The sequence below is a fragment of the uncultured Chloroflexus sp. genome (genome assembly GCF_937129525.1).
Lineage (GTDB): Bacteria > Chloroflexota > Chloroflexia > Chloroflexales > Chloroflexaceae > Chloroflexus.
Genome location: NZ_CAKZNK010000029.1, coordinates 1 through 23,864 on the forward strand (window position 1 = coordinate 1; position 23,864 = coordinate 23,864).

The window sequence follows — 23,864 nt, forward strand, 5'->3', positions numbered from 1 at the left end:
AAAGGGGTAACATTGCCGGTTCCTTTGCCCCTTCCTGCCGCAGGAGTCTGTTATGCCCGGTGACGACAAGACCGAGTCTCGCAAGATAGATCACATCCGCATTGTGCTGAACGAAGATGTCGCCGCCAAGGGTATCGTCACCGGTTTCGCCGCTTACCGCCTCCCCCACCGGGCGTTGCCCGAACTCGATCTCAACGAGATCGACACTCGCACTACGTTTCTGGGCAAACCGATCGCAGCGCCGCTGCTGATCAGCTCAATGACCGGAGGTACGTCCAGCGCCGAAAAGATCAATCTCGCCCTGGCCGAAGCCGCCGAATATCTGGGCCTGCCCATGGGAGTCGGTTCTCAGCGCGCTGCGGTGATGGATCCGCGCCTTGCCAGCACGTATCAGGTGCGCCGGGTTGCGCCTCGCATTCCGCTTCTGGCCAATGTGGGTGCAGTGCAGTTAAATTACGGCTTTACGGTCGATCACTGTCGGCGCGCTGTTGAGATGATCGAGGCCGATGCCCTCATTCTGCATCTCAACCCGCTGCAAGAGGCGGTACAACCCGAAGGCGATGTCAATTTCAAGGGGTTGCTGACCAAGATCGAAGCGGTGTGTCGCCAGCTCGAAGTTCCAGTCGTCGTTAAAGAGGTTGGTAACGGCATTGGCGCGGCTGATGCGATTCGCCTGTACGAAGCGGGGGTGCGGATCATCGACGTGGCCGGCGCTGGTGGCACCAGTTGGAGCGAGGTCGAGCGCTTTCGCCAGACCAACGATACCGGGCGGCGAGTGGCCGGCGCTTTCGCCGATTGGGGCCTGCCAACCACCGAATGTGTGCGCGAAGTGCGCGCTGCGTTGCCCGATGTGACCCTGATTGCGTCGGGTGGCGTGCGCAGCGGGGTTGATGTGGCCAAGGCAATTGCGCTCGGCGCCGATCTGGCCGGCACTGCCCGCCCTGCCCTCTTCGACGCCATCAACGAGCGGGGCGCAGAAGCAGTGATCGAGGGCTTGAGCGCCTTCATTCGCGAGTTGCGGGTGGCAATGTTTTGCAGCGGCTGCGCCAACCTGCGCGCGTTGCGCGACCTGCGTCTCGGCGCGCGCCCGTAAGTCCGCTGACAGCATCTATGTACGTGCATCATCTCTCCCTGCGCGATTTTCGCAACTACCGGCGGCAGGATCTGGCCCTCGCCCCCACCACGATGCTCTTCTACGGCCCCAATGCCGCCGGTAAGACCAGCCTGCTTGAAGCAATTTTTTACCTCGCCACCACCCGCTCGCCCCGCCTGAGCAGCGACCGCGAACTGGTGCGCTGGGAAGCGATGGGTGAAGCCGGCGCGCCCCCCTTTGCCCGCATCGCCGCTGAGGTCGAACGTCGGATCGGGCCGGTGCGCCTGGAAGTGCTCGTTCAGCGTCGCCTCGACGATGATGGTCAGCCGATCAATGGCGCGCAAAAACTGGTGCGGATCGATAAGCGACCGGCGCGAGCCCTCGATCTGATCGGCCAGTTGCGGGTAGTGCTCTTCACTCCCGCCGACCTGACCCTCGTTGACGGCCCTCCCGCCGAACGACGGCGCTATCTCGACATCACGCTCTCGCAGCTCGATCCGCACTATGTCCGCGCCCTGGCCTACTATCAAAAATTGTTGCTCCAGCGCAACAGTCTGTTGCGAGCCTGGCGCGAACAACGGCGTCCGCTCCGCAATCTTGATGCCGAGCTGGCGTATTGGGATCAAGAACTGGCCGCTGCTGGCGGCTACGTGCTTGCCGAACGGTTGCGCGCCGTCGTCGAGTTGAGCGCGCTGGCCGGCCCGCTCTTCCGCGCCATTAGTGGCAGTGAACACGAGTTGCAGATCGAGTATATTGCCAGTTGCCCCGTCGATACGGCGCGCGATACCGGCGGGTTGGCCGAACAACTGCGGCTCGCATTCGTCTCCCAGCGTTCCGAAGAGGTTACTCGCGGCCAGACTCTCTGCGGCCCGCATCGCGACGATCTGATCTTTCGCGTAGCCGGCATCGATCTCGGTCGCTACGGATCGCGCGGTCAGCAGCGGGCCATTGCGCTGGCGCTCAAGATCGGTGAGGCCGAACTGATGCGCCAGCGCAGCGGCGACGCCCCGGTCTTATTGCTCGACGATGTGCTCGGCGAGCTAGACGCGCAGCGTCGCGCTCATCTGCTTCAGCTCATTCAGCGTCCTGACCAGCAAACATTGTTGACCGCAACCGATCTGAGCGATTTTAGCGCCGATTTTCTCGCCGCTGCTCGCCGCTTTCGCGTTGAGGAAGGTCAGGTCTTCGCTGGCTGAAGTCGACTGTAGATATAACTAAGTTGACGTAATTGATGAGCCAGCTCTTCGCTCAACGCTTCAGCCGCGTAGCGCCAGGCCCAATTGCCCCCCAACCGACCAGGCGTGTTCATCCGCGCCTCCGAACCCAGCCGCAAGATGTCTTGCAGCGGCGTGATCGCGTAGTTCGCGACCGACATCAATCCTAGACGCATCAGATCCCAGGCAATATCAACGGTTGTCTCGTCGCGACCGAGATAGGTCAGCGTGGCAGCGCGCGTGGCCGGATCGAGCGAATTGAACCAGCCGATGGTAGTGTCGTTGTCGTGGGTACCGGTATAGACGACATAATTCGGCGTGTAGTTGTGCGGCAGGTACGGATTGGTCGGATCATCGCCGAAGGCGAAGTGCAACACCTTCATCCCCGGTAAATCGAACTCGCGTCGCAACGCATCGACTTCGGGTGTGATCAGGCCCAAATCTTCAGCGATAATCGGCAAATCGCCAAGCTCGGCCTGTAACACCTGGAAAAGATCGGCGCCCGGCCCCTTGACCCAGCGGCCATCGACGGCGGTCGGCGCGCTGGCCGGAACTTCCCAATACGCTTCAAAGCCGCGGAAATGATCGAGCCGCAAAACATCGTACAGCGTGAACGACTGGCGCATCCGCGCCACCCACCAGCGATAGCCGGTTTCAGCCATCTTATCCCAGCGGTAGAGTGGGTTGCCCCACCGTTGACCGGTAACACTAAAGTAATCCGGCGGTACGCCGGCCACGACCGTCGGCATTCCGCTCTCGTCAACAAAGAAGAGATCGCGATTGGCCCACACATCGGCGCTGTCGTCGGCGACGAAGATCGGCGCATCGCCGATGATCAGCACGCCGCGCTGGTTGGCGTATTCTTTCAGTGCCTGCCACTGCCGGAAGAAGAGAAATTGTAGAAACTGGTGGTAGTCAATCGCGGTTGCCAGCGCGCGGCGGGCCTGGGCCAGCGCTGCCGGTTGGCGATCACGCAGCTCGGGTTGCCAGCCGTGCCAGCTTCCGCCACCTTGCGCCTCCTTGATCGCCATAAACAGGGCGTAGTCGGCCAGCCACTCGGCGTTTTCGATGCAGAACCTGGTGTAAGCCTGGTGGAGGGAGGTGCCGTGCCGACTGCGAAAGCGTTCAAAACTGCGCTGAAGCAGCTCGTGTTTAGCCGGAATGAGTGCGCCAAAATCGACTCGCTCGCCGGGCAACTGACCCAGCGCCGCGTTTGCTTCATCGGCAAAGAGCAACCCTTGCTGGATCAAATCATCAATGCTGATTAGCAACGGATTGCCCGCAAACGCCGAAAAGCACTGGTACGGTGAATCACCGTAGCCGGTCGGACCAAGCGGCAAGACCTGCCAGAGTGATTGTCCCGCCGCAACCAGAAAATCGACGAACCGGTATGCCATTGGTCCCAGATCACCAATCCCCCATGGGCCGGGAAGGGATGAGGGATGCAGTAAGACTCCGCTAGCGCGTGGTAATTGCATAACGGTACCTCAATACCTGAAGAATAAACTGCCCGGTATTGTAGCATACCGTTGCGGATGCAATCAATCGAGCTACAGCCGAATGGTCATGGATTAAGATTTGCTACCGGTTCGTCGATATTGGTGAAATGGGATCAATGCATGTCTTATTGGAATTGCCGGTTGTCACCACTCGGAAGAAGCCGATCGTTCGTCGCCCGTTTTCAGTTCCCTCAAAGGCAATTGCCCAGATGCCCGGCATTGCGTCGGCTGGGGTCTGGTAACAGAACGTTTCGGTAACGCCACTCGAACTGATGTCGCTCAATTCGGCAGTTCCTACGCTGTTGCCATCGGCGCGGATGACAGTTACTCTGACCTGGCTTTCACCGGTATACCCATTGGCGCGCGCCGTAATTGCGCCCCCGGCAGTCACGGTTTCGCTGTTGAGGAAGACGCCGTTGTTGCGTGGCAACGGGGGTGGATTGGCGCGGTTACTCACCACATCCCGGCCCAACGGCGTAATGATAATCTGTTGAGTCACACCGTCGATCTGTAAGCGTGCCTGTTCAAACCACTGGGTGAGATAAATCTTCCCATCAGCCGCCCTCTCGCGACTGACAGTGCTGATCGGCCTCCCAAAGAGGGCAATCCGTTCGGCATCGGTATAATTGCGCTCATTGTCGAGATTCAGGCCGTTGCTTTCCCAAAAATTGAGCAGGTCGCCGCAGACTGTAAAGCCTGTCTCGGAAAAGAACCGGCAATTGACGGTCGCCGGCGGCCTGGCCGGTAGTTCGGGAGCGAGCTCGAGCTGGCGCAGTCGTTCCATGCCGATCATCTGCAAACTGATCCTGGCCGGGTCAGTGTTTCCCAGCGGCTGCTGCATAATCACCCGTTCAAAAGGTTGCGCCAGCATTGCTGCGCCGTCAACTGCCTCGATCCGCGCTGGGCCGATAGGGTAGCCAAAGAACCGTAGCGCATTGCCATTCTGTCCGCTGATGGCATGGCGATCATTGCGACGCCAGAAATCGGCGAAACGCTCGTCAACGCAATCGGTAACACCTTCAAAGCAAATCGGGTTAGCTGCGCGCATCGGTGTCGGTGTGAGAAGAAGGACGCCCAGTAAAACCACGATGATCAGGCATAATCTGTTCATCGATAGCCCTCACCGTTACTGTCGCCTGCATAATATGCCCGTAGTATAGCACGATAAGCAGTAAATTCATAGTAGGGTATTGCAGGTTTCACAGACAGCGGGTAGAGCTGCGCTTCGAAACCCGGTTCTAGAATGCCAGTGGCGTCTCAATTGACAGTCTTTTTCATCTCAGCTATACTCGCCACTGCAATCGGGCGCTCCGCGATAGCGTCCTGAACAGCGATGAGGCTGGCAGGGAGCCTTCCCCGTCTGAAGGCGAATCTGCGCGAAACTGTCTCGGCGCAGCGATGATTTCGGTCATCGATTGCGCCGTTTCGTTGTTAGGGTACAGTCTTTGCAGATGCTGACAAGGAGTCGACCGATGAGAGTCCGTTTTGTCCGCTGGCCATTGCTGTTCATCACGCTGCTCAGTCTGGTGTTAACGGCATGTGGCTCGCAACCGGCTGCCGCGCCGACTGCTGCGCCAACCACCGCGCCGGCTGAGTCGACCGAAGAGTTTACCTTCGGGATGGTGCTGGTTGGTCCTATCAACGATGGCGGCTGGAACCAGGCCCACTACGAGGCCGCTCAGTACGTGGTGGAAAAGGTGCCCGGAGTGAAGTTCATCTACATCGACAAGGTGAATCCGGCTGACCGGCCCAATGTCAAGGTCGAACAGGCAATTGAAGAGCTGATCGGCCAGGGCGCCCGGCTTATCATCACCAATTCGGCTGAGTTTGCCGATGGCACTAATATTGCCGCTGCCGCTCACCCCGATGTCTATTTCATTCACGCTTCCGGCGATAAAGTGCTGACCGGTGAAGCGCCGCCGAATGTGCGCAATTTAATGGGTCGGATGGAGTACGGCAAGATGATCGCCGGTTGCGCCGCAGCCTTAACTACTGAGAATGGCAAGCTGGCCTATCTCGGCCCCCTGATCGATCCCGAAACGCGCCGGCTGGTCAACTCTACCTATCTCGGCGCTCGCTATTGCTGGGAGAATTATCGCGGTCGCTCCGCCGATGAACTGGCGTTCAAGGTGACCTGGATCGGATTCTGGTTCAATATTCCTGGCGTAACGCTCGATCCGACTAAAGTCGCCAACGACTTTATCAATGAAGGCTACGATGTCATTCTCTCCGGCATTGATACCACTGAAGGTATTGTCGAGGCGAATAAGGCCACGCAGGCCGGCAAGCGCGTCTTCGCCGTGCCATACGATTTCAAGGGCGCTTGCGCGCAAGGTGAAGCGGTGTGTCTGGGTGTCCCCTATTTCAACTGGGGGCCTGACTATAAGCGACTGGTTGAGCTGGCGCGCTCAGGCCAGTGGGAGCCGGCATGGGAGTGGACGGGGCCGAATTGGAGCAATATCAATGACCCTGACACCAGCATGATCGGTTTTGTGAAGGGGCCGGCGCTGAGCGCCGAGAATGCGGCTAAGCTTGATGAGTTTATCGCCAAACTGGCCGACGGTAGTCTGAACCTTTTCACCGGTCCGCTCTACTATCAAGATGGCAGTGTCTTCGTGCCGGAAGGTCAGGTAGCCGACGATAAGACGATCTGGTATACTCAGCAGTTGCTGGCCGGCATCGAAGGTCAGAGCGCGCCGTAATCGGTTATCATACGAAGAGACGGACGGCGCGTCCGTCTCTTCCATTTTTTTCACAGCCATGCACATCGCGGTTGAACACCTGACCAAACGGTTCGGCGCAGTATGCGCCAATGACCGCCTGACCATTTCGTTTGCCGCCGGCCAGATTCACGGCGTGCTGGGGGAAAATGGCGCCGGCAAGAGCACGCTCATGAAGCTGTTGGCCGGTTATCTACAGCCCGATGAGGGTCGCATCCTGTTTGACCATGCTCCGCGTCGCTTAAGCGGGCCGGGCGATGCGCTGGCAGTTGGCGTGGGTATGGTGCATCAGGAACCGCTCGACATTCCGGCGTTTACCGCGCTTGAGAATCTGCTCTGCGCCGCGCCGCCAGGGGTTTTTCGTTCGCGTCGCGCCGCTCAAACGGCCTTGCAAGAACTGGCTGAACGGCTGGGTTTCCCTGTCGATCCGGCGGCCCGCCTCGATCAGTTGACGGTTGGTCAGCGACAGCAGATCGAGATTATGCGCCTGTTGTTGTGCGGCGCTCGCGTGTTGATCCTTGATGAACCAACTACCGGCATTACCGCCGCTCAGGCCCGGTCACTCTTCACCGCGCTGCGCCAGATTGCTGCCGAGGGGCGAACTGTTTTGTTTGTGTCACACAAGCTGGAAGAGGTGGCCGAGTTGTGTCACACGGTAACAGTGTTGCGCAATGGGCAGGTCGTTCCTCCCGGTCAGTTGCCTATGCCACAGCCGCAGGAGTATCTGCTGTCGCTCATGTTTGGCGAAGCCGGCGCTGAGCCGCCGATCTACCGTCCGTTGCCGTTAATTGATGCCCCGCCGGTATGGGAATTGCATCGCGTGACCGCGCGGAGCGGCACGCTCCAACTGGTCGATCTCAACCATCGCTTCGCCGCCGGACGCATCATCGGCCTGGCTGGCCTTGACGGCAGCGGTCAACAGGTCTTGTTGCGTTTGCTTGCCGGTCAGCTTGCGCCCGATCGCGGGCGGGTGCTGGTGAACGGTCGCGATCTGACCGGCGCAGGCCCAATCGCATTTCGCCAGGCCGGGATCGAATATCTCCCCGCTGACCGCTTGCGCGATGGCATGATCGGCGCTCTGTCGCTGACCGATCACTTTGCGCTGTTGCAGGGTAGAGGGGCGCTGGTTGATCGCCGCGCAGCCGAGGAAGCTGCGCGTCAGGCCATTGCTGAGTATCAGATTAAAGCTACTCCGATCACCCCCATCGCCGCCCTATCGGGAGGCAATCAGCAACGGGCAATGCTGGCGCTGGTGCCGCCCGATGCGCGCGGTATTCTGGCCGAACAGCCAACCCGCGGCCTCGACGTAGCTTCGGCCCGCGCCATCTGGGGACGGTTGCAGGCGCGCCGTGATGCCGGCTGTTGCGTCATCTTCGCTTCGCCCGATCTCGACGAGATTATGGAATATAGCGACGAGGTGATTGTCTGTTTTGCTGGCCGTATCGGACCGCCGATCCCGCGCGCGTTGCTGTCATCGGCCAGATTGGCCGAATTGATCGGCGGAGTAGGTTTTGATGCTTTGGTTGAGGCAGTTGCCTGACAGGTATACTCGCATGCGCCTGGATCGTTTAAAACCTCTGGCCAGCCTGACGCGACCGCTCCTGGCGCTGCTGGCCGCCTTTGTGCTTACGACTATCGCCCTGTTGAGTAGCGGCGTGGCGCCGCTCGAAGCGTATCGCCTGATCCTGTTTGGCGCCTTCAGCACGCCAGTGCGCTTGAGCGATATGATCATGCTCGCTGCGCCGTTACTGCTCTGTTCCGTTGGCCTCAGCATCACCTTTGCTGGCGGTCTCTACAATCTCGGCGTCGAGGGTCAGATGATCGCCGGCGCTATCGCAGCGATGGTTCCGCTGCGCCTGTGGCCAGACTGGCCGCCGCTGTTGCTCTGGTTGCTGGCCGGACTCAGTGGCGCGGCAGGTGGCGCGCTATGGGCATTGCTGATCGGTGGCTTGCGCCGCTACGCCGGCGTCAGTGAAATCTTTGCCGGCCTCGGCATGAATTTTCTCGCCAGCGGATTGGCCCTCTACCTCGTGCTCGGCCCCTGGCGGCGACAAACCTCGGCGTCACTCTCAGGCACCGATCTACTACCGCGCGAACTCTGGCTTCCCACCGTTGACCGGTTGCGCCTGGCGCCGGCAGCGCCGGTGATCGCTCTGATTGCGCTGGTAATCGTCTGGTGGGCGCTCACCAAAACGCGCTGGGGGTTGGAAGTGCGGGCTGTTGGCCTCAACCCGGCAGCCGCCGCAAGGCTGGGTATTGTCACCGCTCGCCGCATGGCCGAGACGCTGGCCGCCTGTGGCGCGCTGGCCGGTACTGCCGGAATGTTGCAGGTAGTTGCGGTGCATCATGCTCTCATTCCCAACATCTCGAGCGGGATCGGGCTGTTGGGATTGCTGGTTGCGCTGCTGGCGCGGGCCGATCCACGCTGGCTGTTGCCAATCGCGGTTGCCTTTGCCGCTTTCACCGTGGGCAGCATTCAATTGCCGCTCACGCTCGGCATCGATAGCGCGATTGCCGGCGTCTTGCAGGGCGCTCTAGTGCTCTTCGCTCTGGCGACCCGCGCTCGACGCTGATCGGCGGTCAGTTTCCTCCATAACCACGACGAAATGGTGTGACGGTATGGAACAACTCTTGATCGATCTGGCGGCAGTATTGGCTGCTGCGTCGCCACTAGTCATTGCGGCGATGGGCGAAACGCTCAGCGAGCGGGCTGGCGTCATCAATCTCTCGCTTGACGGCACGATGCTCTTATCTGCAATGACCGGCTTTGCCGTTGCGCTTATCACCGGTAATCTCATCCTCGGCTTCATCGCCGCAGCCCTGGTTGGCGCACTCGTCGCAGCCGTGCTCGGACTGTTCAGTCTAACCCTCGGCCAGTCACAAACGGCGGTTGGGTTTGTGCTGGCCCTGCTCTGCACCGATCTCTCATCATTTCTCGGCGCTCCTTTCGCTCGCGTACCTGGCCCGTCAGTTCCCTTCACCCCGATTCCCGTCCTGTCCGATCTCCCCGTCTTCGGCCCGCTCTTCTTCCGCCACGATCCGGTCATCTACGCCAGCTTGCTCATCGTGCCCTTCACCGCTTTCCTGCTCTACGGCACGCGGCTGGGTCTCATCGTGCGCGCGCTCGGTGAACGACCGGCGGCGGTCTATGCGCGGGGTGTAGACGTGACCCGTTGGCGATATGCCATGCTGATCGCCGGCGGCGCGCTGGTCGGCATTGCCGGCGCCGCATTCTCGCTCGATCTCAAGCAAGGCTGGAGCTACCGCCACACCTTCGGTTCAGGCTGGATCGTCCTGGCCATCGTGATCTTCGGCGGCTGGCGACCGTGGCGAGTCGCATTGGGATGCTACCTCTTCGCGGCGCTCGAGCTGGTCGCCACCCGATCGCAGAGTGCCTTGCCAGACATTCCCACCCAAATCGTTCAGGTAGCGCCCTTCGTGCTCATGATCCTGGTGCTGGCCCTGGTTAACCTTGCCGCATCGCCGGCAGCAGCGCGCCAGGTCATGCGCCTGCCCGCATTCTGGCAACGCCCTCTGCTGGCTGCCATCAACCGCCTGCGCGCTACCGCTCCTGCGGCGCTCGGTCAACCATTCGAGCGACCGTGAGGTGTTGCCAGGCTGTTCAGTAGAGAGCGGAGATAGTGATACTAGCTCAAAATAACACGAATCTGCCTGCCAGAACCAATTGCCATACTCACGAGAGTTGGATTGTTTATTCAAATGAGGCGTCAAGAAAAAACTTGAGCGTAATCGAAGACGTTATTTCGATCGGTATTTACATAATAAAGTAACAAGTGTTCAATAATTTTATGTTTCTCAGTGTTTAGATTCATTCTGTAGATGAGCGATCCTTTCAAAATACGGTCTCATATGCCTTGTAATACCGATTTCTGCAACGAATACTTTCCTCTCGTATGGCTTAGCAACCTGTTGTTATCATGACAAAGACGAGAGGCAGATCTCCACCCCTCGCCTGTCTGTCATTCACCCGATCAACGACCGGTAAAGGGCAATCGTCTGCTGTGCAATGGCGTCCCAGCTAAAGACCTGCTCGACTCGCCTTCGACCGGCTTTGCCAAACTGTTCACGCAATGCCGGATCGGCCAGCAGGCGATTGATCGCTGCCGCCAGCTCGTTTGAGAATGCTGCCGGATCGACCGGATCAAAGCTGCCCGGTTGCAGATTCGGATCTACCAGCAAACCGGTTTCTTCTGGCACCACCACCTCTTTGATCCCGCCGACTGCCGAAGCGACCACTGCTGTTTCGCACGCCATTGCTTCCAGGTTGATGATCCCGAACGGCTCGTATACGCTCGGACAGCAAAAGACCGCAGCGTGAGAATAGAACTGAATTACGTCTTGCCGCGGTAACATCTCGCGGATCCAGATCACGCCAGGACGCTGAGCGCTGACGGCGGCTACCCGTTCTTCCATCTCAATCCCGATCTCTTTCGTGTCCGGCGCGCCGGCGCAGAGTACGACCTGCGCTGTCGGATCGATCTGTGGAATGGCGTTGACCAGATGGATGATGCCTTTTTGACGGGTAATCCGTCCGACAAACAGCACGAACGGTCGCTGTGGATCGACGCCGTACCGTTCGAGCGCATTGGTCGCTGCTGTCTTGCGGTATTCATTCAGATCGATCCCGTTGTAGATGACATGAACTCGCTCTGGATCGATCTTGAACAGGCGCAGAATGTCAGCCCGCGTCTCCTGTGAAACGGCAATCACTGCGTGAGCTTGCTCAATCGCAGTGCGCTCGATCCATGAGCTGAGATGGTAAGCGTTGCCGAGTTGTTCGATTTTCCACGGACGCAATGGTTCAAGCGAGTGGATGGTCAACACGTAAGGGATACCCCACAGCTTGCTGGCAAACAGGCCAGCCAGATCGGTATACCAGGTGTGGCAGTGTACCACGCTGGCATCGAGGTTGTCCTTGGCCATTGCCAGCGACCGGGCCACAGCGTCAATTGCGCTCGCAAAACGGGGATCGGTGTTCTGGCGCGACTCTTCCCAACGCGAGTAACCGCGCACAGTGAGCTGCGGATCTTCCACGCGCTGATCGCCGAAACAGCGCACTTCTACCGGCACAATACGCGCAAGCGCTCGACTCAAATATTCGACGTGAACTCCGGCTCCGCCATAGATATACGGTGGATATTCGTTGGTAAAGATGGCCACACGGCGCAATTCGGGCATAGCAAGCCTCTTTAAGAGCGTGACAGCGAACTAGTGCCTTCAGTATACACGCTTTTCCCGCGACTGCGACAGATTGAAACAATGCCGAAGCAGAATCGCGTATAATGCACCGAAAAGGATAGGCACAAATGATCGATCTTTTCATTCGCGGGATGTTGTTTGGGCTGGCTATCGCAGCGCCGGTTGGTCCAATCGGTCTGCTCTGCATCAAACGTACAATCATCGATGGTCGTATCGCCGGATTCGTCAGCGGGTTGGGCGCGGCTACTGCCGATGCAATCTATGGCTCGATTGCCGCGCTGGGCTTGCAGGCGATCAGTAACCTGATCCTCAGCTTCAGTCCGTTTCTCCGCATCGTCGGCGGCCTGACCCTGCTCTGGATCGGCGTAACAACCATCTATGCCGCCCCGCAGACTATCGACATCGCGCCAGCGGTCTCGCGCCGTGGCCTGCTCGCCGCTTACCTTTCGACTCTGTTCCTCACGTTGACTAATCCGGCGACCATCCTGATCTTCACAGTCATCTTTGCCGGTCTTGGCCTTAGCGCCGGCATGGATAGTCTGGCCGGTATAACTCTGGTGGCCGGCGTTGCCGGTGGTTCTGCCTTGTGGTGGACGATCTTGAGCGGTGGGGTAAGCTTCGCGCGCGGGCGCGTAACCCCACTGGTGTTGCGCGTGATCAACCTGATCTCAGGCGTGATCATTAGCGGTTTTGGTGTGGCGGCATTCGTCGCGTTGTAGCCAGCCGGCGCCGGGATAGTGGAGCGCTGGATCAGGAGGGCAGAAACAATGTATGTCGTGATTGTAGCCAATGCGCCAGACCTTGATCTGACACCCTACCATCATCTGCTTACTGCCGCCGAGCGCCTGATCGCCGCCGACGGAGGCGGCACAAGCCTGTTTGCCCACGGCTATACACCACACCTGCTGATCGGCGACCTTGATTCGATTACCTCTGAGGCGTTAGCCGCCTATGAGGCGCAAGGCGTGACGATCGAACGGCATCGTCCCGATAAAGACGAAACCGATCTGGAACTGGCGCTGCTGGCAGCCGTGAACATGGGAGCCGACCAGATCGATGTGATTGGCGCGTTGGGAGGCCGTTGGGATCAGTCATTGGCCAACGTTGCGCTGTTGGGCATGGCTGAACTGCGCGGTCGTCGCGCGCGGTTAATCGATCATCCGCAACAGATCTGGCTGGTGCGTGACGAGAGCGTGATTCCTGGCGAAGCTGGCGATACCGTTTCACTGCTCCCCTTTGGCGGCGATGCGAGCGGCATCAACACCGCAGGATTAGCATACCCGTTGGTCAACGGCACTTTGCGCGCTGACCGGGCGCGCGGTGTCAGCAATGTCATCGTCAACCCTCCGGCGCGCGTTCAGGTGCGCGATGGCGCTCTGCTGGTTGTCTGGACAACCCGTTCCGGGTCGGTCTGATTCGCTCATCGGTGAAAAAGTGAGCTAAAAGCTGTTGCCGTGCCGGGCGAGGCGTATGCCGACAGAAGGCTTGGAGCGCTCTTGCGTGTTGGTGTCAGCGCGAGGATGGATGGCGGGCGTGGGAACAATAAGCGCTTACTGACCTGAACAATGAGAGTCACTCCGCTGAGTTCTGATCATTGTGCAATGCGGCAATCGCAGCTTGCAATTGATCGGAAATAGCCAGAGGATTATCCCCTGGTTGCACAACAGCATCTGCGCCGGCATCACGCGCGGTGATACTGGCTGCTTCGTCGCTTGCCAGCGCGATCAACAGCGTACTGTCGTTAAGTTGTTGCCACCAGGTGGTGCTGGTGGAATCAACCACTTCAGCCACCACAAGACCAGGATGCGGATGACTTGCCAGCAAACTTTGGGCGGCTATCTCGTTATCGGCAGTCAACAGCCGGTAACCACACACATTCAAGGTCGCCACCACCGCAGCCTGCGCAATGTTGTTGCGACAAACGATGAGGGCATCGGGCGAATTTCCGCTCCGTCGATCACTCAGCGCATTGATAGCTCTCTTGTCGCTCCGACGGTCAATCCTAAAGCTGCTACCGGCCACCTGCTTGGCCGCATGCTTCAATTCTGCGGCGACGCGGCTCATCTCGTCAACGTCGGAGAAGGTGCGCGAGTGGGTAGTCACCACTCCGATAGACAGACTGATGATCCCAAACTGGCGAGGAATGCCATATCGGTCGATCGCGGTGAGATACCCGCGCTGCAAGTCAGCTTCATCGTATAGCGTGCGGATCTGCTCATCGAAGGCGCGAATGATGCGCTCGCATAACTCTTCTGGCCGGTTACCAAAATGGAGGATAACAAAATCATCACCACCAATGTGACCGAGAAAGTCATTCGGATCGACATGCTCTTTCAAGACACTGGTCAGCAGGTGGATCGCCCGGTCGCCGCGCGAGAAGCCGTATTCGTCATTGAAGGCCTTAAAATTGTCCAGGTCTACGTACATCAGCGCAAATGGAGTTCGTTGTTCCAGATTGCGCTTGATCTCAGCCTGAATCGCAGCATTGCCGGGCAAGCCGGTAAGCGGATTGCGGGTTGGTAGTTGGGTGGCTCGTCGCAAATGGGAGCGTACCCGCGCCAGCAACACCTCGCGGTCGTAAGGCTTGACGATATAATCGTCGGCTCCCGTCTCAAAGCCCTCAACAACCCGTGATGACTCGCCGATAGCAGTAAGAATGAGCATTGGCAGATGGGCAGTGCGCGTGTCATTGCGCAACTGGCGGATCGCCTCTAGCCCGTCCATCGACGGCATGAGTAAATCGACAATGATCAGATCTGGTGGTTGCTCTTGCGCGCGCCGAACCAGTTGATCGCCACTGGAAACAAGCTGAACATCGTATCCTTCGCTGACCAATATCTCTTGCAGGAGCATGCCAACATCTGGTTCGTCTTCAGCGACGAGTATGCGGGCCGGTAATGCCATGCCAATCTCCCAACCAGTCCGAGTCGTCACAGGTGTCTTTCGCAGCCACGTTTATGCATCATTCTTCGCCGGTCGCATATAGCATACCATACCTGATTGTAATCCGTGAAGACCTTATTTTTTTCATACGATTTGCTATCGTAGAACTTAAAGGATCTTTTCAAATCGATAATTTATGCTATAATACAAATCTTGTGTGGCGCATTTGGCGTCACGACATGATAGTGATTGGGAAACAGAACACCATGACGACTTTTGCCGAATTGGGCCTGAGTGATGCACTTGTGGGGACATTGAGCGGGCTTGGATACGACGAACCAACCCCGATTCAGGCCCAGGCCATTCCGTTGTTACTTGCCGGTCGCGATGTGATCGCTCAGGCCCAGACCGGCACCGGGAAGACGGCAGCTTTTGCGCTGCCCATCATCGAACGAATCACTGACGCGCTGACCGTGCAGGCGTTAGTGCTTACGCCAACTCGCGAGCTGGCAGTGCAGGTCGCCGAAGCTATCCATCGCTACGGTCGCCATCGGGCGCTGCGGGTGCTGCCAATCTACGGTGGCCAACCGATCGAACGGCAGTTGCGCGGTCTCGCTCAGGGCGCGCAGATTGTGGTAGGCACGCCGGGGCGTGTCCTCGATCATTTGCGCCGAGGTTCGCTTCGTTTCGACCATCTGCGCATGGTCGTGCTCGACGAAGCCGACGAGATGCTCGATATGGGTTTCGCCGAGGAATTAGAGGCGATCTTACAATTGACTCCTGCCGAACGACAGACGGCGCTCTTCTCAGCCACCTTGCCGCCGGCGGTGCAGAATTTAACGCTGCGCTATACCAGCCAGCCCGTTCGAGTCAGTATTGCCGCCGAGCAGTTGACGACGCCACGCATCCGTCAGATCTATTATGAAGTGTTGGCGCGTGATAAACTCGATGCGCTGTGTCGAGTGCTCGATGTCGAAATGCCGCAACTGGCTATCGTCTTTTGTCGCACGCGCCAGGAGGCCGATGAGATCGGCGAGCGCCTGCAAGGGCGTGGCTATGCGGCTGAGTCGCTCCACGGTGACCTGAGCCAGGCAGTGCGTGATCGGGTCATGCGTCGCTTCCGCGAAGGCCAGCTCGATGTGCTGGTTGCGACTGACGTTGCTGCCCGCGGTCTCGATATTGCCGAAGTGAGCCATGTAATCAATTATGATGTCCCAACCGATCCTGAAAGCTATGTCCATCGGATCGGTCGCACCGGTCGCGCCGGTCGCGTGGGCGTGGCTATCACCTTTATTACGCCGCGTGAGCGCCGCATGCTCCAGATCATCGAGCGCGTGACCCGCGCGCGCATCGAACGAGTGCAGATGCCGACGCTGGCCGATGTCGCTGCGCGGCGTCGGGCAGTATTGCGCGATCAGTTGCGCGAGACGATGGTTTCTCCTGGGATCGAGAGTTACACGGCGCTGGTTGATGAACTGGCCGTTGAACACGATCTCCGCGCGCTGGCAGCCGCAGCCATCAAGCTACTGCTCAATGAAAACGAGACCGGGCAGGTTGACACAATTACTCGCCTTGATCCGCCGCCAACGCAGCCAGAACGCGCCGGACGCGCGTCGCGCGCAAAGCGGGCTGAACTGGCTGAACGGATGTCAGGCGTAAAGCGAACCCAGCCGGCTGAGCGGCTAACACGTTCCGGGCACAGCATGGTTCGCATCCAGATCAATCTTGGTCGCAATGATCAGGTGCGACCTGCCGATATTGTGGGCGCTATTGCCAACGAGTCTGGCTTGCCTGGCCGCAGCATCGGCGCAATCGATGTGCGCGCTCGCATGAGCTTCGTTGATGTGCCTCGTCCTGCTGTGCGGCAGGTGTTACAGGCCCTCAACCACACAACCATTCGCGGTCAGCGTGTTCGCGCCACTGTGGTTGACGAGACTGCCGTCGCCGCATAGGAACGCACAGCATTCCCCCATCATCGACGCAGGGGCGCAACATATCGCGTCCCCATTGTCCATCCACGCCGCGTCGGGGCGTCAGGTTATGCGCCCCGACGCTTCTTTCGCCTGCATCTCACCGGTATGGTATAGTACAGATAACGATCTATTCGCCTGAACTAGTAAGGAGGAGCGCAGCCCATGAGCGAAGATCCACGCGAAATGCTGCTGCGCCGCGTCGCTGCCGATAATGTTGCCTTCGTGAACTTGCAGTTCACCGATGTATTAGGGATCGGGAAGAGCGTTACCATCCCGGTGGAAGAACTGCCGGATGCGCTCGATCATGGGGTTTGGTTCGATGGTTCCTCAATCGAAGGCTTTGCCCGCATGGTCGAGAGCGATATGTATCTGGTGCCTGACCTGGATACTTACGCCGTAATACCCTGGGATCGGCACGAAGGTATGGTCACGGCCCGCTTGATCTGTTCGGTCTATACCCCTGATGGCAAACCATTTGCCGGCGACCCGCGCAATGTGCTTGCCCGTATGCTCGAGCAGGCCGCTGCCGCCGGTTACCGGTTTATGGTTGCGCCAGAGCTAGAGTTTTTCCTTTTCAAAACCGATCCAAATGGACAGATCCGAGATCCGCATGACAAGGCCGGCTATTTCGATGTCTCAACCGACCTCGCCACTCACATCCGACGGCAGATGGCGCGCGCGCTTCAGCAAGTGGGAATCACGGTTGAGGCGGTGCATCACGAAGTCGCCCCTGGTCAGCACGAGATCGATCTGCGCTACGCCGATGCGTTGCGCTCTGCCGATAATCTGGTGACGGCGCGGGTGGCGCTCAAAGCAGTGGCTCAAATGAACAATTTGCATGCCACATTTATGCCCAAACCAATGGCCGGTGTCAATGGCAGCGGCATGCACGTTCACCAGAGCTTACTCGATATCGAGAGCGGCAAGAATCTCTTTGCCGATCCCGATGACGCCTACGGCCTCTCTTCCCTGGCCCGTCACTTCATCGCCGGCCTGCTCGCTCATGCGCGTGGCATGTGCGTCTTGCTCGCTCCGCTGGTCAATTCCTACAAGCGGCTGGTGCCCGGTTTTGAGGCTCCGGTGCATATCTCGTGGGGGCGCACCAATCGCTCGGCGCTGGTGCGAGTGCCGCGCATCACCACCGGACGCCACCAGGCAACCCGAATTGAGTTGCGCTGCCCCGATCCGGCCTGTAATCCTTACCTGGCGTACACGGCCATGCTCGCTGCCGGTCTCGATGGTATTCGCCGCAAGTTGCCGCTGCGCGACGCTGCCGAAGAAGACCTGTTCCACGTCGATCCGCGCGCGCGAGGTTTAGCGACGCTACCCACATCGTTGGGCGCCGCGCTCGATGCCTTGCGCGAAGATGAGGTCATTCTCGCCGCAATCGGTCCATCGGTGGCCGAGCGTTTTCTCGACGCGAAACAGCAGGAGTGGGAGAGCTACCGTGCCTACGTGTCGCAATGGGAAGTTGATCGCTATCTGTCCATTTTCTGATCTGCCAACGACGCAACCGATCGTTGTGTCGTTGGCTCAATCTGCCCGCCGGCCTAGCCCATCAAAGAAGGTCGTGATAATCAGTTCAGCCACTGCGGCGCCATTCTCGCCAACTGCCGCCTGCTCAGTGTGAAAGAAGGGATAGAGCATGCCGAGCAGCAACCACGTCGCCAGATGCGGATCGACCGGTTGCAGTTCACCGCGTTCAATACCGGTTCTGATCATCGCGCTGATGGGCGCAATCAAACCGTTGGCATAGCAGCGCGCGACACTGGCGCGCGCTGCTTCGCTCAGGCGCGGCATGTCCTGGTTACTCAAGCGCACCAATGCCCGTTGAGCAGGCGCTTGCGCAAACAGCCCGCGGATTAGCGCCGTCAGTTGCGCGCGCGTGTCCGGTTCGCGCCCGGCAGCGTCGGCCAGCGCTGCCATCTCGTTTGCCCAATTGGTGAGTACCGCAACCAGCAGATCCTCTTTGTCGCGAAAATGGTGGTAGAGGCCGGCTTTCGACAGACCAGCCGCTTCGGCAATCTCGCGCATGGCTATCCCGTCGTAGCCGTAGGTGACGATCAGCCGCGCCGCTTCATCGATAATCCGGTTGCGAATCTGCTCAGAACTCTGTTGGCGGTTCATGCAAAGCTTGCCTCTACTTCATCGCTATGCCTGCTGCGCGTGCGTCAGTGCGCTGGCACGCTCAGCCGCGCGATCCTTCAGACCGAGCGCCGCCGCAGTCAGCAAGAAGATTCCAACACCAATTGCCAGAAACGCTAATCCGTAGCCGGTTACCGCGCCGCCGCCGGCAGCCGCAATTAACCCGACCAGAACCGCTCCCAGTAACTGGCCGCTACCCATCGTGACGGTCAATAACCCCTGTGCCGCAGCTCGCTCGTGAACTGGCACTTCATTTAGTAGAATATACCGCAATGCCGCGCCGAGCAAGATTGCCAGCCCTAGCCCCGCCACCAGCGCAGCTACGTAAAATGCCACCAGACTGGTCGGCCAGCCGCCAAGCACAATGAGACCTGCGCCACTCAGGGCCACGCCAATGGTCACGACAATCCGCGAACCAAACCGGTCAAGCATTCGCCCCGAAATCGGTGAACCGACCGCCATTGCCAGCACGACCGGCAAGAGCATAAAGCTGGCCGTTGAACTGCTCACACCATACGCGGCGGTCAAGAGCGCGGGTACAAAGACAATTGCCGACTCGGCAATGCCGGCGCCGATTGCCAGAGCTGCCGTTAGCCAGATCTGGCGCGAGCGAAAGATCGACGGTTGCAAGATAGGCTCAATGGCTCGCCGCTCGACTGTGACGAAGAGGGGCGCCAGCGCTATCGCCGCCGCCAGTGAGCCGATTGCCGGCCATGGCAGATCGCCATTTTGCAGCCGTGCCGGATCAAGCCCGGTTAGCCCATAGGCCAGTCCGGTTAATATCAAGCCAAGCGTTACCAACCCCGCCAGATCGAATGGAGCAGAAGTTGTTCGCAAGCGCCCAGGTAAGAGCTTGACGCTGAACCCGATCAAAATCGCGGCAATCGGAATATTGATTAAAAAGAGCCATTGCCAACCGATCAGGAGAAGCAGACCGCCAAGGATTGGCCCGATGAGAAATGCAATCCCGAACACTGCCCCGATCAGACCTAACGCCGCGCCGCGTCGCTCTGGCGGAAAGGTGTCGCCAATCACGGCGCTTGCGACCGGAAAGATACCGCCTGCGCTAATGCCCTGTGCGAGGCGTCCGATTAAGAGGACGGGAAATGATGGCGCGAAGGCTACGAGAAGCGAGCCGAGGGCAAATCCGCTCAGGCTGGCAACGTAGAGCGCGCGTCGGCCAAATCGATCGGAAAGCGCCGCGATTGGTGGCGTGCCAACCAGGTTGCCTAACACGTAGATGGAAAAGACCCACGACAGGCCGCGTTCGTCGGCGTCGAAGACGCGCTGGATCGATGGCAATGCCGGCCCAACGATAGCAATGTCGAGCGCCGCCATCAAGACACCAAAGAAGAGCAGGCCGAGGATGTGATTGCGTTGACGTTCCTGATCCATAGACTCTCGCTTCCCCATGTTTTAATCTGCAAACCAACCGACCGGTCGGTCTGTAGTATAGCACCTTTGACACTGTTTGTCTACCGACCGGTCGGTTGGGATTTGATCTGAAATCGATCAGATGGCGCGCAGTATGGTACAATCGAGCAGGTATGGGTTCACGTCATGAGCATGACCTATGCAACTAACGCTCAATATTGAAAATATTCGCGCCGACACCCCCCTCCCGCCGCTCTTTCGTGTCCGTCAGCGCTGGCAAACCACGCCGATTGCCGATGTTGCCGCCACAACCCGGAACGAACTCGATCGACTGGGGTTAGCCGCTCAGCTTCGTCCTGGAATGCGGATCGCCGTTACCGCCGGTAGCCGTGGGATCGCCAATATCGTTCCGATTACCGCAGCCGCAGTCTCCTGGCTGCGCGATCACGGCGCTGAGCCGTTTGTCGTCCCGGCTATGGGTAGTCACGGTGGCGCAACGGCTGCCGGGCAGGTGGCGTTGCTCGCTTCACTCGGCATTACCGAGCAGACGGTTGGTTGCCCGATTCGCGCAACAATGGATGTGGTTGAGCTGGGTCGGATCGCCGATGGCACGCCGGTCTACATGGATCGGTTTGCCGCCGAAGCTGATGGCGTGCTGGTGATTAACCGGATCAAAACCCATACCTCATTCAAGGCGCCGATTGAGAGTGGTTTGGCCAAGATGTGCGCAGTTGGTCTGGGGAAACGTCAGGGGGCTGAAATCGTTCATCGCACTGCCGTTTACGGTCTCAAAGAGCAACTGGTGCCGATGGCGCGCGTGATAGTTGAGTATGGCAAGGTGCTGGCCGGCCTGGCGATCCTCGAAGATGCGCGTGATCAGACTGCGGCGATTGTCGCGTTGCCGCCTGCCGACATCGGCGGCCCTGGCGAGGCGGCCTTGCTGGCTCGCAGCAAAGTGATGATGGCGCGCCTGCCCTTCGATCGCCTCGATGTGCTGGTCGTTGATCGGATTGGCAAGAATATCAGCGGTACCGGTATGGATACCAACGTGATCGGTCGGTTGCCGATTCCCGGTGAACCGCCGCCTGATCGCCCGGTAATTAACGTCATTGTGGTGCTCGATCTGACACCTGAAACGCATGGGAATGCGAACGGGATTGGCCTAGCCGATATTACGACGGCCCGCCTCGCAGCGAAAATCGATTTTCATGCCACTTACGTTAATGTACTGACTGCCGGTCTGGTTGGATTGTGTAAGGGTGGGTTGCCGATCACGTTGCCAACCGAGCGCGATGCGGTCGCCATGGCAGTGAAGACGTGCGGGCAGCCCGATCTGGCTGCCGTGCGACTGGCGCGTATTCCCGATACGCTCCATCTCGAAGAGCTGTTAGTCAGCGAGGCGCTGCTGCCAGAAGTTGCCGCCAATCCCGATCTCGAACTGCTTGGCCCCGCCGAATGGGTGCTTGATAGCGAAGGATAGTCTCATTATGCCACACCATCTGCTGCACCATTGGAATGAAAGCGCTATCGACAACTGGGAACGGGCTGCGCCGCTGCCCGGCGATGATCCCTACGCCCGCATTGCGATGGTGAGTCCTTTGCTGACAGTGCCCGATGCAGTGGCAATCATTCCGAGTTGGGCTGCCGATACTCCACCCGATAGCTGGATCGAAGTGAATGTGCGCGCGCAGCAGAATGGGATCTGGAGCAACTGGTACCGGCTGGCAGCCTGGGATGCCGATGGCTCGCGGCGCGCGAGCTTCGACCGTCAACGTGACGACTGCGGTTTTGTTGCCACCGATACGGTAAAGCTGACTGCGCCGGCGCAGGCAGTTCAGGCGCGCGTGTTGCTCTGCGGAAGACCCGGCGCCGATATGCCATCGGTGACCGATCTTTTTCTCTGTGTGACTACAACTGCCTCGCCGGCGATCGCTGCCGAACCACCAGCGCTTTCGGCGATAGATCTGCCGCTTTTGCTCTGTCAGTATGATTATCCCGGTGGCGAAGGCTGGTGCAGCCCCACTGCCGTTCATATGGTGTTGGCCTACTGGCATGCCCAACTGCTCGATCCGCGTCTGGCCCCCTTTGCCGATCCTGCTACCTTGCCTGACTTGACCGTCGCCGGGATTTTCGATCCTGGCTGGGATGGCACCGGGAATTGGTCATTCAACACGGCCTTCGCGGCGCGTTTCGGTCTGCGCGCATATGTCACTCGTTTCGATACGCTCGAACAGATCGGACGCTGGACGGCAGCCGGCGTGCCGGTGATTATCAGTCTGGCCTGGGAACCCGGGCAGATCGATGACGCGCCGAGGCGTACCGATGGACATCTGACGATTGTGCGTGGTTTTTCTCATACCCACGCGCTGATTGCCGAGCCAGCCGGTCGTGACCGCCTCTTGCGCGCTTATCCACAAGCGCAACTGGCCGAAGCCTGGCAGGCTAATTCAGCCGGTACCGTCTACCTGATCTATCCGCCCGATTGGCCGCGCCCACAGCCTGGTTTGTCCGACGCCTGGGTGTAATGTAACGATGCGCGCGCTGGTTCTGTCACCCTACCCACCTTACCCGCCGCGTGGCGGCGGTGCGTTGCGCATCTACCATCTGCTGCGCGCGCTGGCCGTTCATCACCAGGTCACGTTACTGACCTTCGCCCCTGATGTAGCCGCTCAATCTGCCCTGCAACCGCTGGCCGATCTGGTCAGAGTTATGACGGTGATCGGGCCACCGGCCCGTTCACTCTTCCGACGCGCGATCACAACTCTGTTCAGTCCACTTCCCGATATGGCGCTACGCAATGCCAGCGCGGCGTACCGAACCGCGCTGGCCGAACTGTTGGCTCGCGAGCAGTTTGATGTCGTACTGGCCGAAAGTATCGAAATGGCGCCCTATCTCCGGCAAGCGCGCGGTTGCGGCGCGCGGCTGGCGCTTGATGAGTTTAACGCCGAATATGTGCTGCAACGCCGCGCTGCGCTTACCGATCTGCGCCGCGCTCCTCATCCACGATCCCTTATCGCCGGTAGCTATTCGCTTGTCCAGTGGTTGAAGTTAGCCGCGTTCGAACGCCGCATGCTCCGGTTGGCCGATCGGGTGCTGGTCGTATCAACCGAAGACGCTGCGGCATTGCAACGTCTCGCCCCTTCTGCGCGCCTGTCAATTGTCCCTAACGGAGTTGATTGCACCCACTTTGCGCCGCTCACTCCGCCACCGCCACCCGCCGCCGAGCTGGTCTTCGTCGGAACGCTAGACTACCGGCCTAATGTCGATGCTGTCCTCTGGTTTGTGCGTGAGGTGTGGCCGCTGATTCGCGCGCAACACCCGACGCTGCACTTTCGTCTGATCGGACGCCGACCGCATCCGGCCTTGCTGGCGCTCCATCAGCACCAGCATGTGATCGTAACAGGCGAAGTCGCGGACACCCGACCTGCCATTGCCGCTGCTACCGCTGTCGTAATCCCAATGCGTATCGGCGGTGGTTCTCGCTTGAAACTGCTCGAGGCGCTGGCCATGGCCGCTCCGGTGGTAAGCACAACAATGGGCGCCGAAGGTATTCCCGGATTGCGCCATAGCGAGCATTTGTTGCTGGCCGATACGCCTGCTGCATTTGCGCAGGCGGTCGATCGATTGATCAAAGATCGCGCATTTGCCCATCGTCTCGGTCAGAACGGTCGGGAGTTTGTTTGCGCCGGCTACGATTGGGCCCAGATCGTGCCGCGTCTTGAAATGGCATTGGCCGGTTGAGG

19 protein-coding genes are annotated in these 23,864 nt (G+C 59.3%); 13 read left to right on the forward strand and 6 right to left on the reverse strand.

Annotation, left to right across the window (positions count from 1 at the left end):
* Positions 1–52: 52 nt before the first annotated feature.
* Positions 53–1,093, forward strand: a complete 1,041-nt coding sequence (gene fni / locus Q0650_RS02620; RefSeq protein WP_298815636.1) for a type 2 isopentenyl-diphosphate Delta-isomerase — start codon at positions 53–55, stop codon at positions 1,091–1,093.
* 17 nt (positions 1,094–1,110) lie between these two features.
* Positions 1,111–2,289, forward strand: a complete 1,179-nt coding sequence (gene recF, locus Q0650_RS02625) for a DNA replication/repair protein RecF (protein ID WP_298815638.1) — start codon at positions 1,111–1,113, stop codon at positions 2,287–2,289.
* Here the strand turns inward: recF and malQ are convergent.
* Both malQ and Q0650_RS02635 read right to left on the reverse strand, forming a co-directional pair.
* Complete coding sequence (malQ, locus tag Q0650_RS02630) at positions 2,271–3,785, reverse strand: 4-alpha-glucanotransferase (RefSeq protein WP_298815640.1); 1,515 nt, start codon at positions 3,783–3,785, stop codon at positions 2,271–2,273. The two genes, recF and malQ, sit on opposite strands and share 19 nt — an antisense overlap.
* 103 nt (positions 3,786–3,888) lie before the next feature.
* Complete coding sequence (locus Q0650_RS02635; protein ID WP_298815642.1) at positions 3,889–4,917, reverse strand: hypothetical protein; 1,029 nt, start codon at positions 4,915–4,917, stop codon at positions 3,889–3,891.
* A 361-nt stretch (positions 4,918–5,278) separates the two neighbouring features.
* Between Q0650_RS02635 and Q0650_RS02640 the strand changes: the two genes are divergently transcribed.
* The 4 genes from Q0650_RS02640 to Q0650_RS02655 are packed head-to-tail and all read left to right on the forward strand — an operon-like array spanning position 5,279 to position 10,132.
* A complete protein-coding gene (locus Q0650_RS02640) occupies positions 5,279–6,508 on the forward strand; it encodes a BMP family protein (RefSeq protein WP_298815644.1) in 1,230 nt (409 codons plus the stop codon).
* Between the two features lie 58 nt (positions 6,509–6,566).
* The gene (locus tag Q0650_RS02645) at positions 6,567–8,066 is read left to right on the forward strand and encodes an ABC transporter ATP-binding protein (protein WP_298815646.1); all 1,500 of its coding nucleotides are present in this window, start codon (positions 6,567–6,569) and stop codon (positions 8,064–8,066) included.
* A gap of 13 nt (positions 8,067–8,079) precedes the next feature.
* Positions 8,080–9,099, forward strand: a complete 1,020-nt coding sequence (locus Q0650_RS02650) for an ABC transporter permease (RefSeq protein ID WP_298815648.1) — start codon at positions 8,080–8,082, stop codon at positions 9,097–9,099.
* 46 nt (positions 9,100–9,145) lie between these two features.
* The gene (locus Q0650_RS02655; RefSeq protein ID WP_298815650.1) at positions 9,146–10,132 is read left to right on the forward strand and encodes an ABC transporter permease; all 987 of its coding nucleotides are present in this window, start codon (positions 9,146–9,148) and stop codon (positions 10,130–10,132) included.
* Positions 10,133–10,510: 378 nt separating this feature from the next.
* Here the strand turns inward: Q0650_RS02655 and glgA are convergent, their stop codons facing one another.
* A complete protein-coding gene (gene glgA / locus Q0650_RS02660) occupies positions 10,511–11,725 on the reverse strand; it encodes a glycogen synthase (protein WP_298815651.1) in 1,215 nt (404 codons plus the stop codon).
* Between the two features lie 128 nt (positions 11,726–11,853).
* Between glgA and Q0650_RS02665 the strand changes: the two genes are divergently transcribed.
* Both Q0650_RS02665 and Q0650_RS02670 read left to right on the forward strand, forming a co-directional pair.
* Positions 11,854–12,465, forward strand: coding sequence for a LysE/ArgO family amino acid transporter (locus Q0650_RS02665; RefSeq protein WP_298815652.1), 612 nt, complete (start codon positions 11,854–11,856; stop codon positions 12,463–12,465).
* Positions 12,466–12,513: 48 nt separating this feature from the next.
* The gene (locus tag Q0650_RS02670; RefSeq protein ID WP_298815653.1) at positions 12,514–13,161 is read left to right on the forward strand and encodes a thiamine diphosphokinase; all 648 of its coding nucleotides are present in this window, start codon (positions 12,514–12,516) and stop codon (positions 13,159–13,161) included.
* A 157-nt stretch (positions 13,162–13,318) separates the two neighbouring features.
* Here the strand turns inward: Q0650_RS02670 and Q0650_RS02675 are convergent, their stop codons facing one another.
* Positions 13,319–14,680, reverse strand: a complete 1,362-nt coding sequence (locus Q0650_RS02675) for a response regulator (protein ID WP_298815655.1) — start codon at positions 14,678–14,680, stop codon at positions 13,319–13,321.
* A gap of 215 nt (positions 14,681–14,895) precedes the next feature.
* Between Q0650_RS02675 and Q0650_RS02680 the strand changes: the two genes are divergently transcribed.
* A complete protein-coding gene (locus Q0650_RS02680) occupies positions 14,896–16,581 on the forward strand; it encodes a DEAD/DEAH box helicase (RefSeq protein WP_298815658.1) in 1,686 nt (561 codons plus the stop codon).
* A gap of 183 nt (positions 16,582–16,764) precedes the next feature.
* Entirely contained in the window at positions 16,765–18,099 is a 1,335-nt protein-coding gene (glnA, locus tag Q0650_RS02685) for a type I glutamate--ammonia ligase (protein WP_298815660.1), read from the forward strand.
* Positions 18,100–18,135: 36 nt separating this feature from the next.
* Here glnA and Q0650_RS02690 read toward each other — a convergent pair whose 3' ends face one another.
* Together Q0650_RS02690 and Q0650_RS02695 are read right to left on the reverse strand one after the other, a co-directional pair.
* Positions 18,136–18,729, reverse strand: coding sequence for a TetR/AcrR family transcriptional regulator (locus tag Q0650_RS02690; RefSeq protein WP_298815662.1), 594 nt, complete (start codon positions 18,727–18,729; stop codon positions 18,136–18,138).
* Positions 18,730–18,753: 24 nt separating this feature from the next.
* Positions 18,754–20,142: an MFS transporter gene (locus Q0650_RS02695; protein WP_298815663.1), complete on the reverse strand. Its 1,389-nt coding sequence runs from the start codon at positions 20,140–20,142 to the stop codon at positions 18,754–18,756.
* Between the two features lie 178 nt (positions 20,143–20,320).
* On the opposite strand from Q0650_RS02695, the gene Q0650_RS02700 reads away from it, so the two are divergent.
* Genes Q0650_RS02700 through Q0650_RS02710 form a run of 3 tightly spaced genes read left to right on the forward strand, consistent with a single transcriptional unit; the run spans position 20,321 to position 23,862 of the window.
* Positions 20,321–21,601 carry a lactate racemase domain-containing protein gene (locus tag Q0650_RS02700; protein ID WP_298815665.1) on the forward strand — a complete coding sequence of 427 codons (1,281 nt, stop codon included), beginning with the start codon at positions 20,321–20,323 and terminating at the stop codon, positions 21,599–21,601.
* A gap of 7 nt (positions 21,602–21,608) precedes the next feature.
* Complete coding sequence (locus tag Q0650_RS02705) at positions 21,609–22,646, forward strand: C39 family peptidase (protein ID WP_298815666.1); 1,038 nt, start codon at positions 21,609–21,611, stop codon at positions 22,644–22,646.
* A 7-nt stretch (positions 22,647–22,653) separates the two neighbouring features.
* Entirely contained in the window at positions 22,654–23,862 is a 1,209-nt protein-coding gene (locus Q0650_RS02710; RefSeq protein ID WP_298815668.1) for a glycosyltransferase family 4 protein, read from the forward strand.
* Positions 23,863–23,864: the final 2 nt, after the last annotated feature.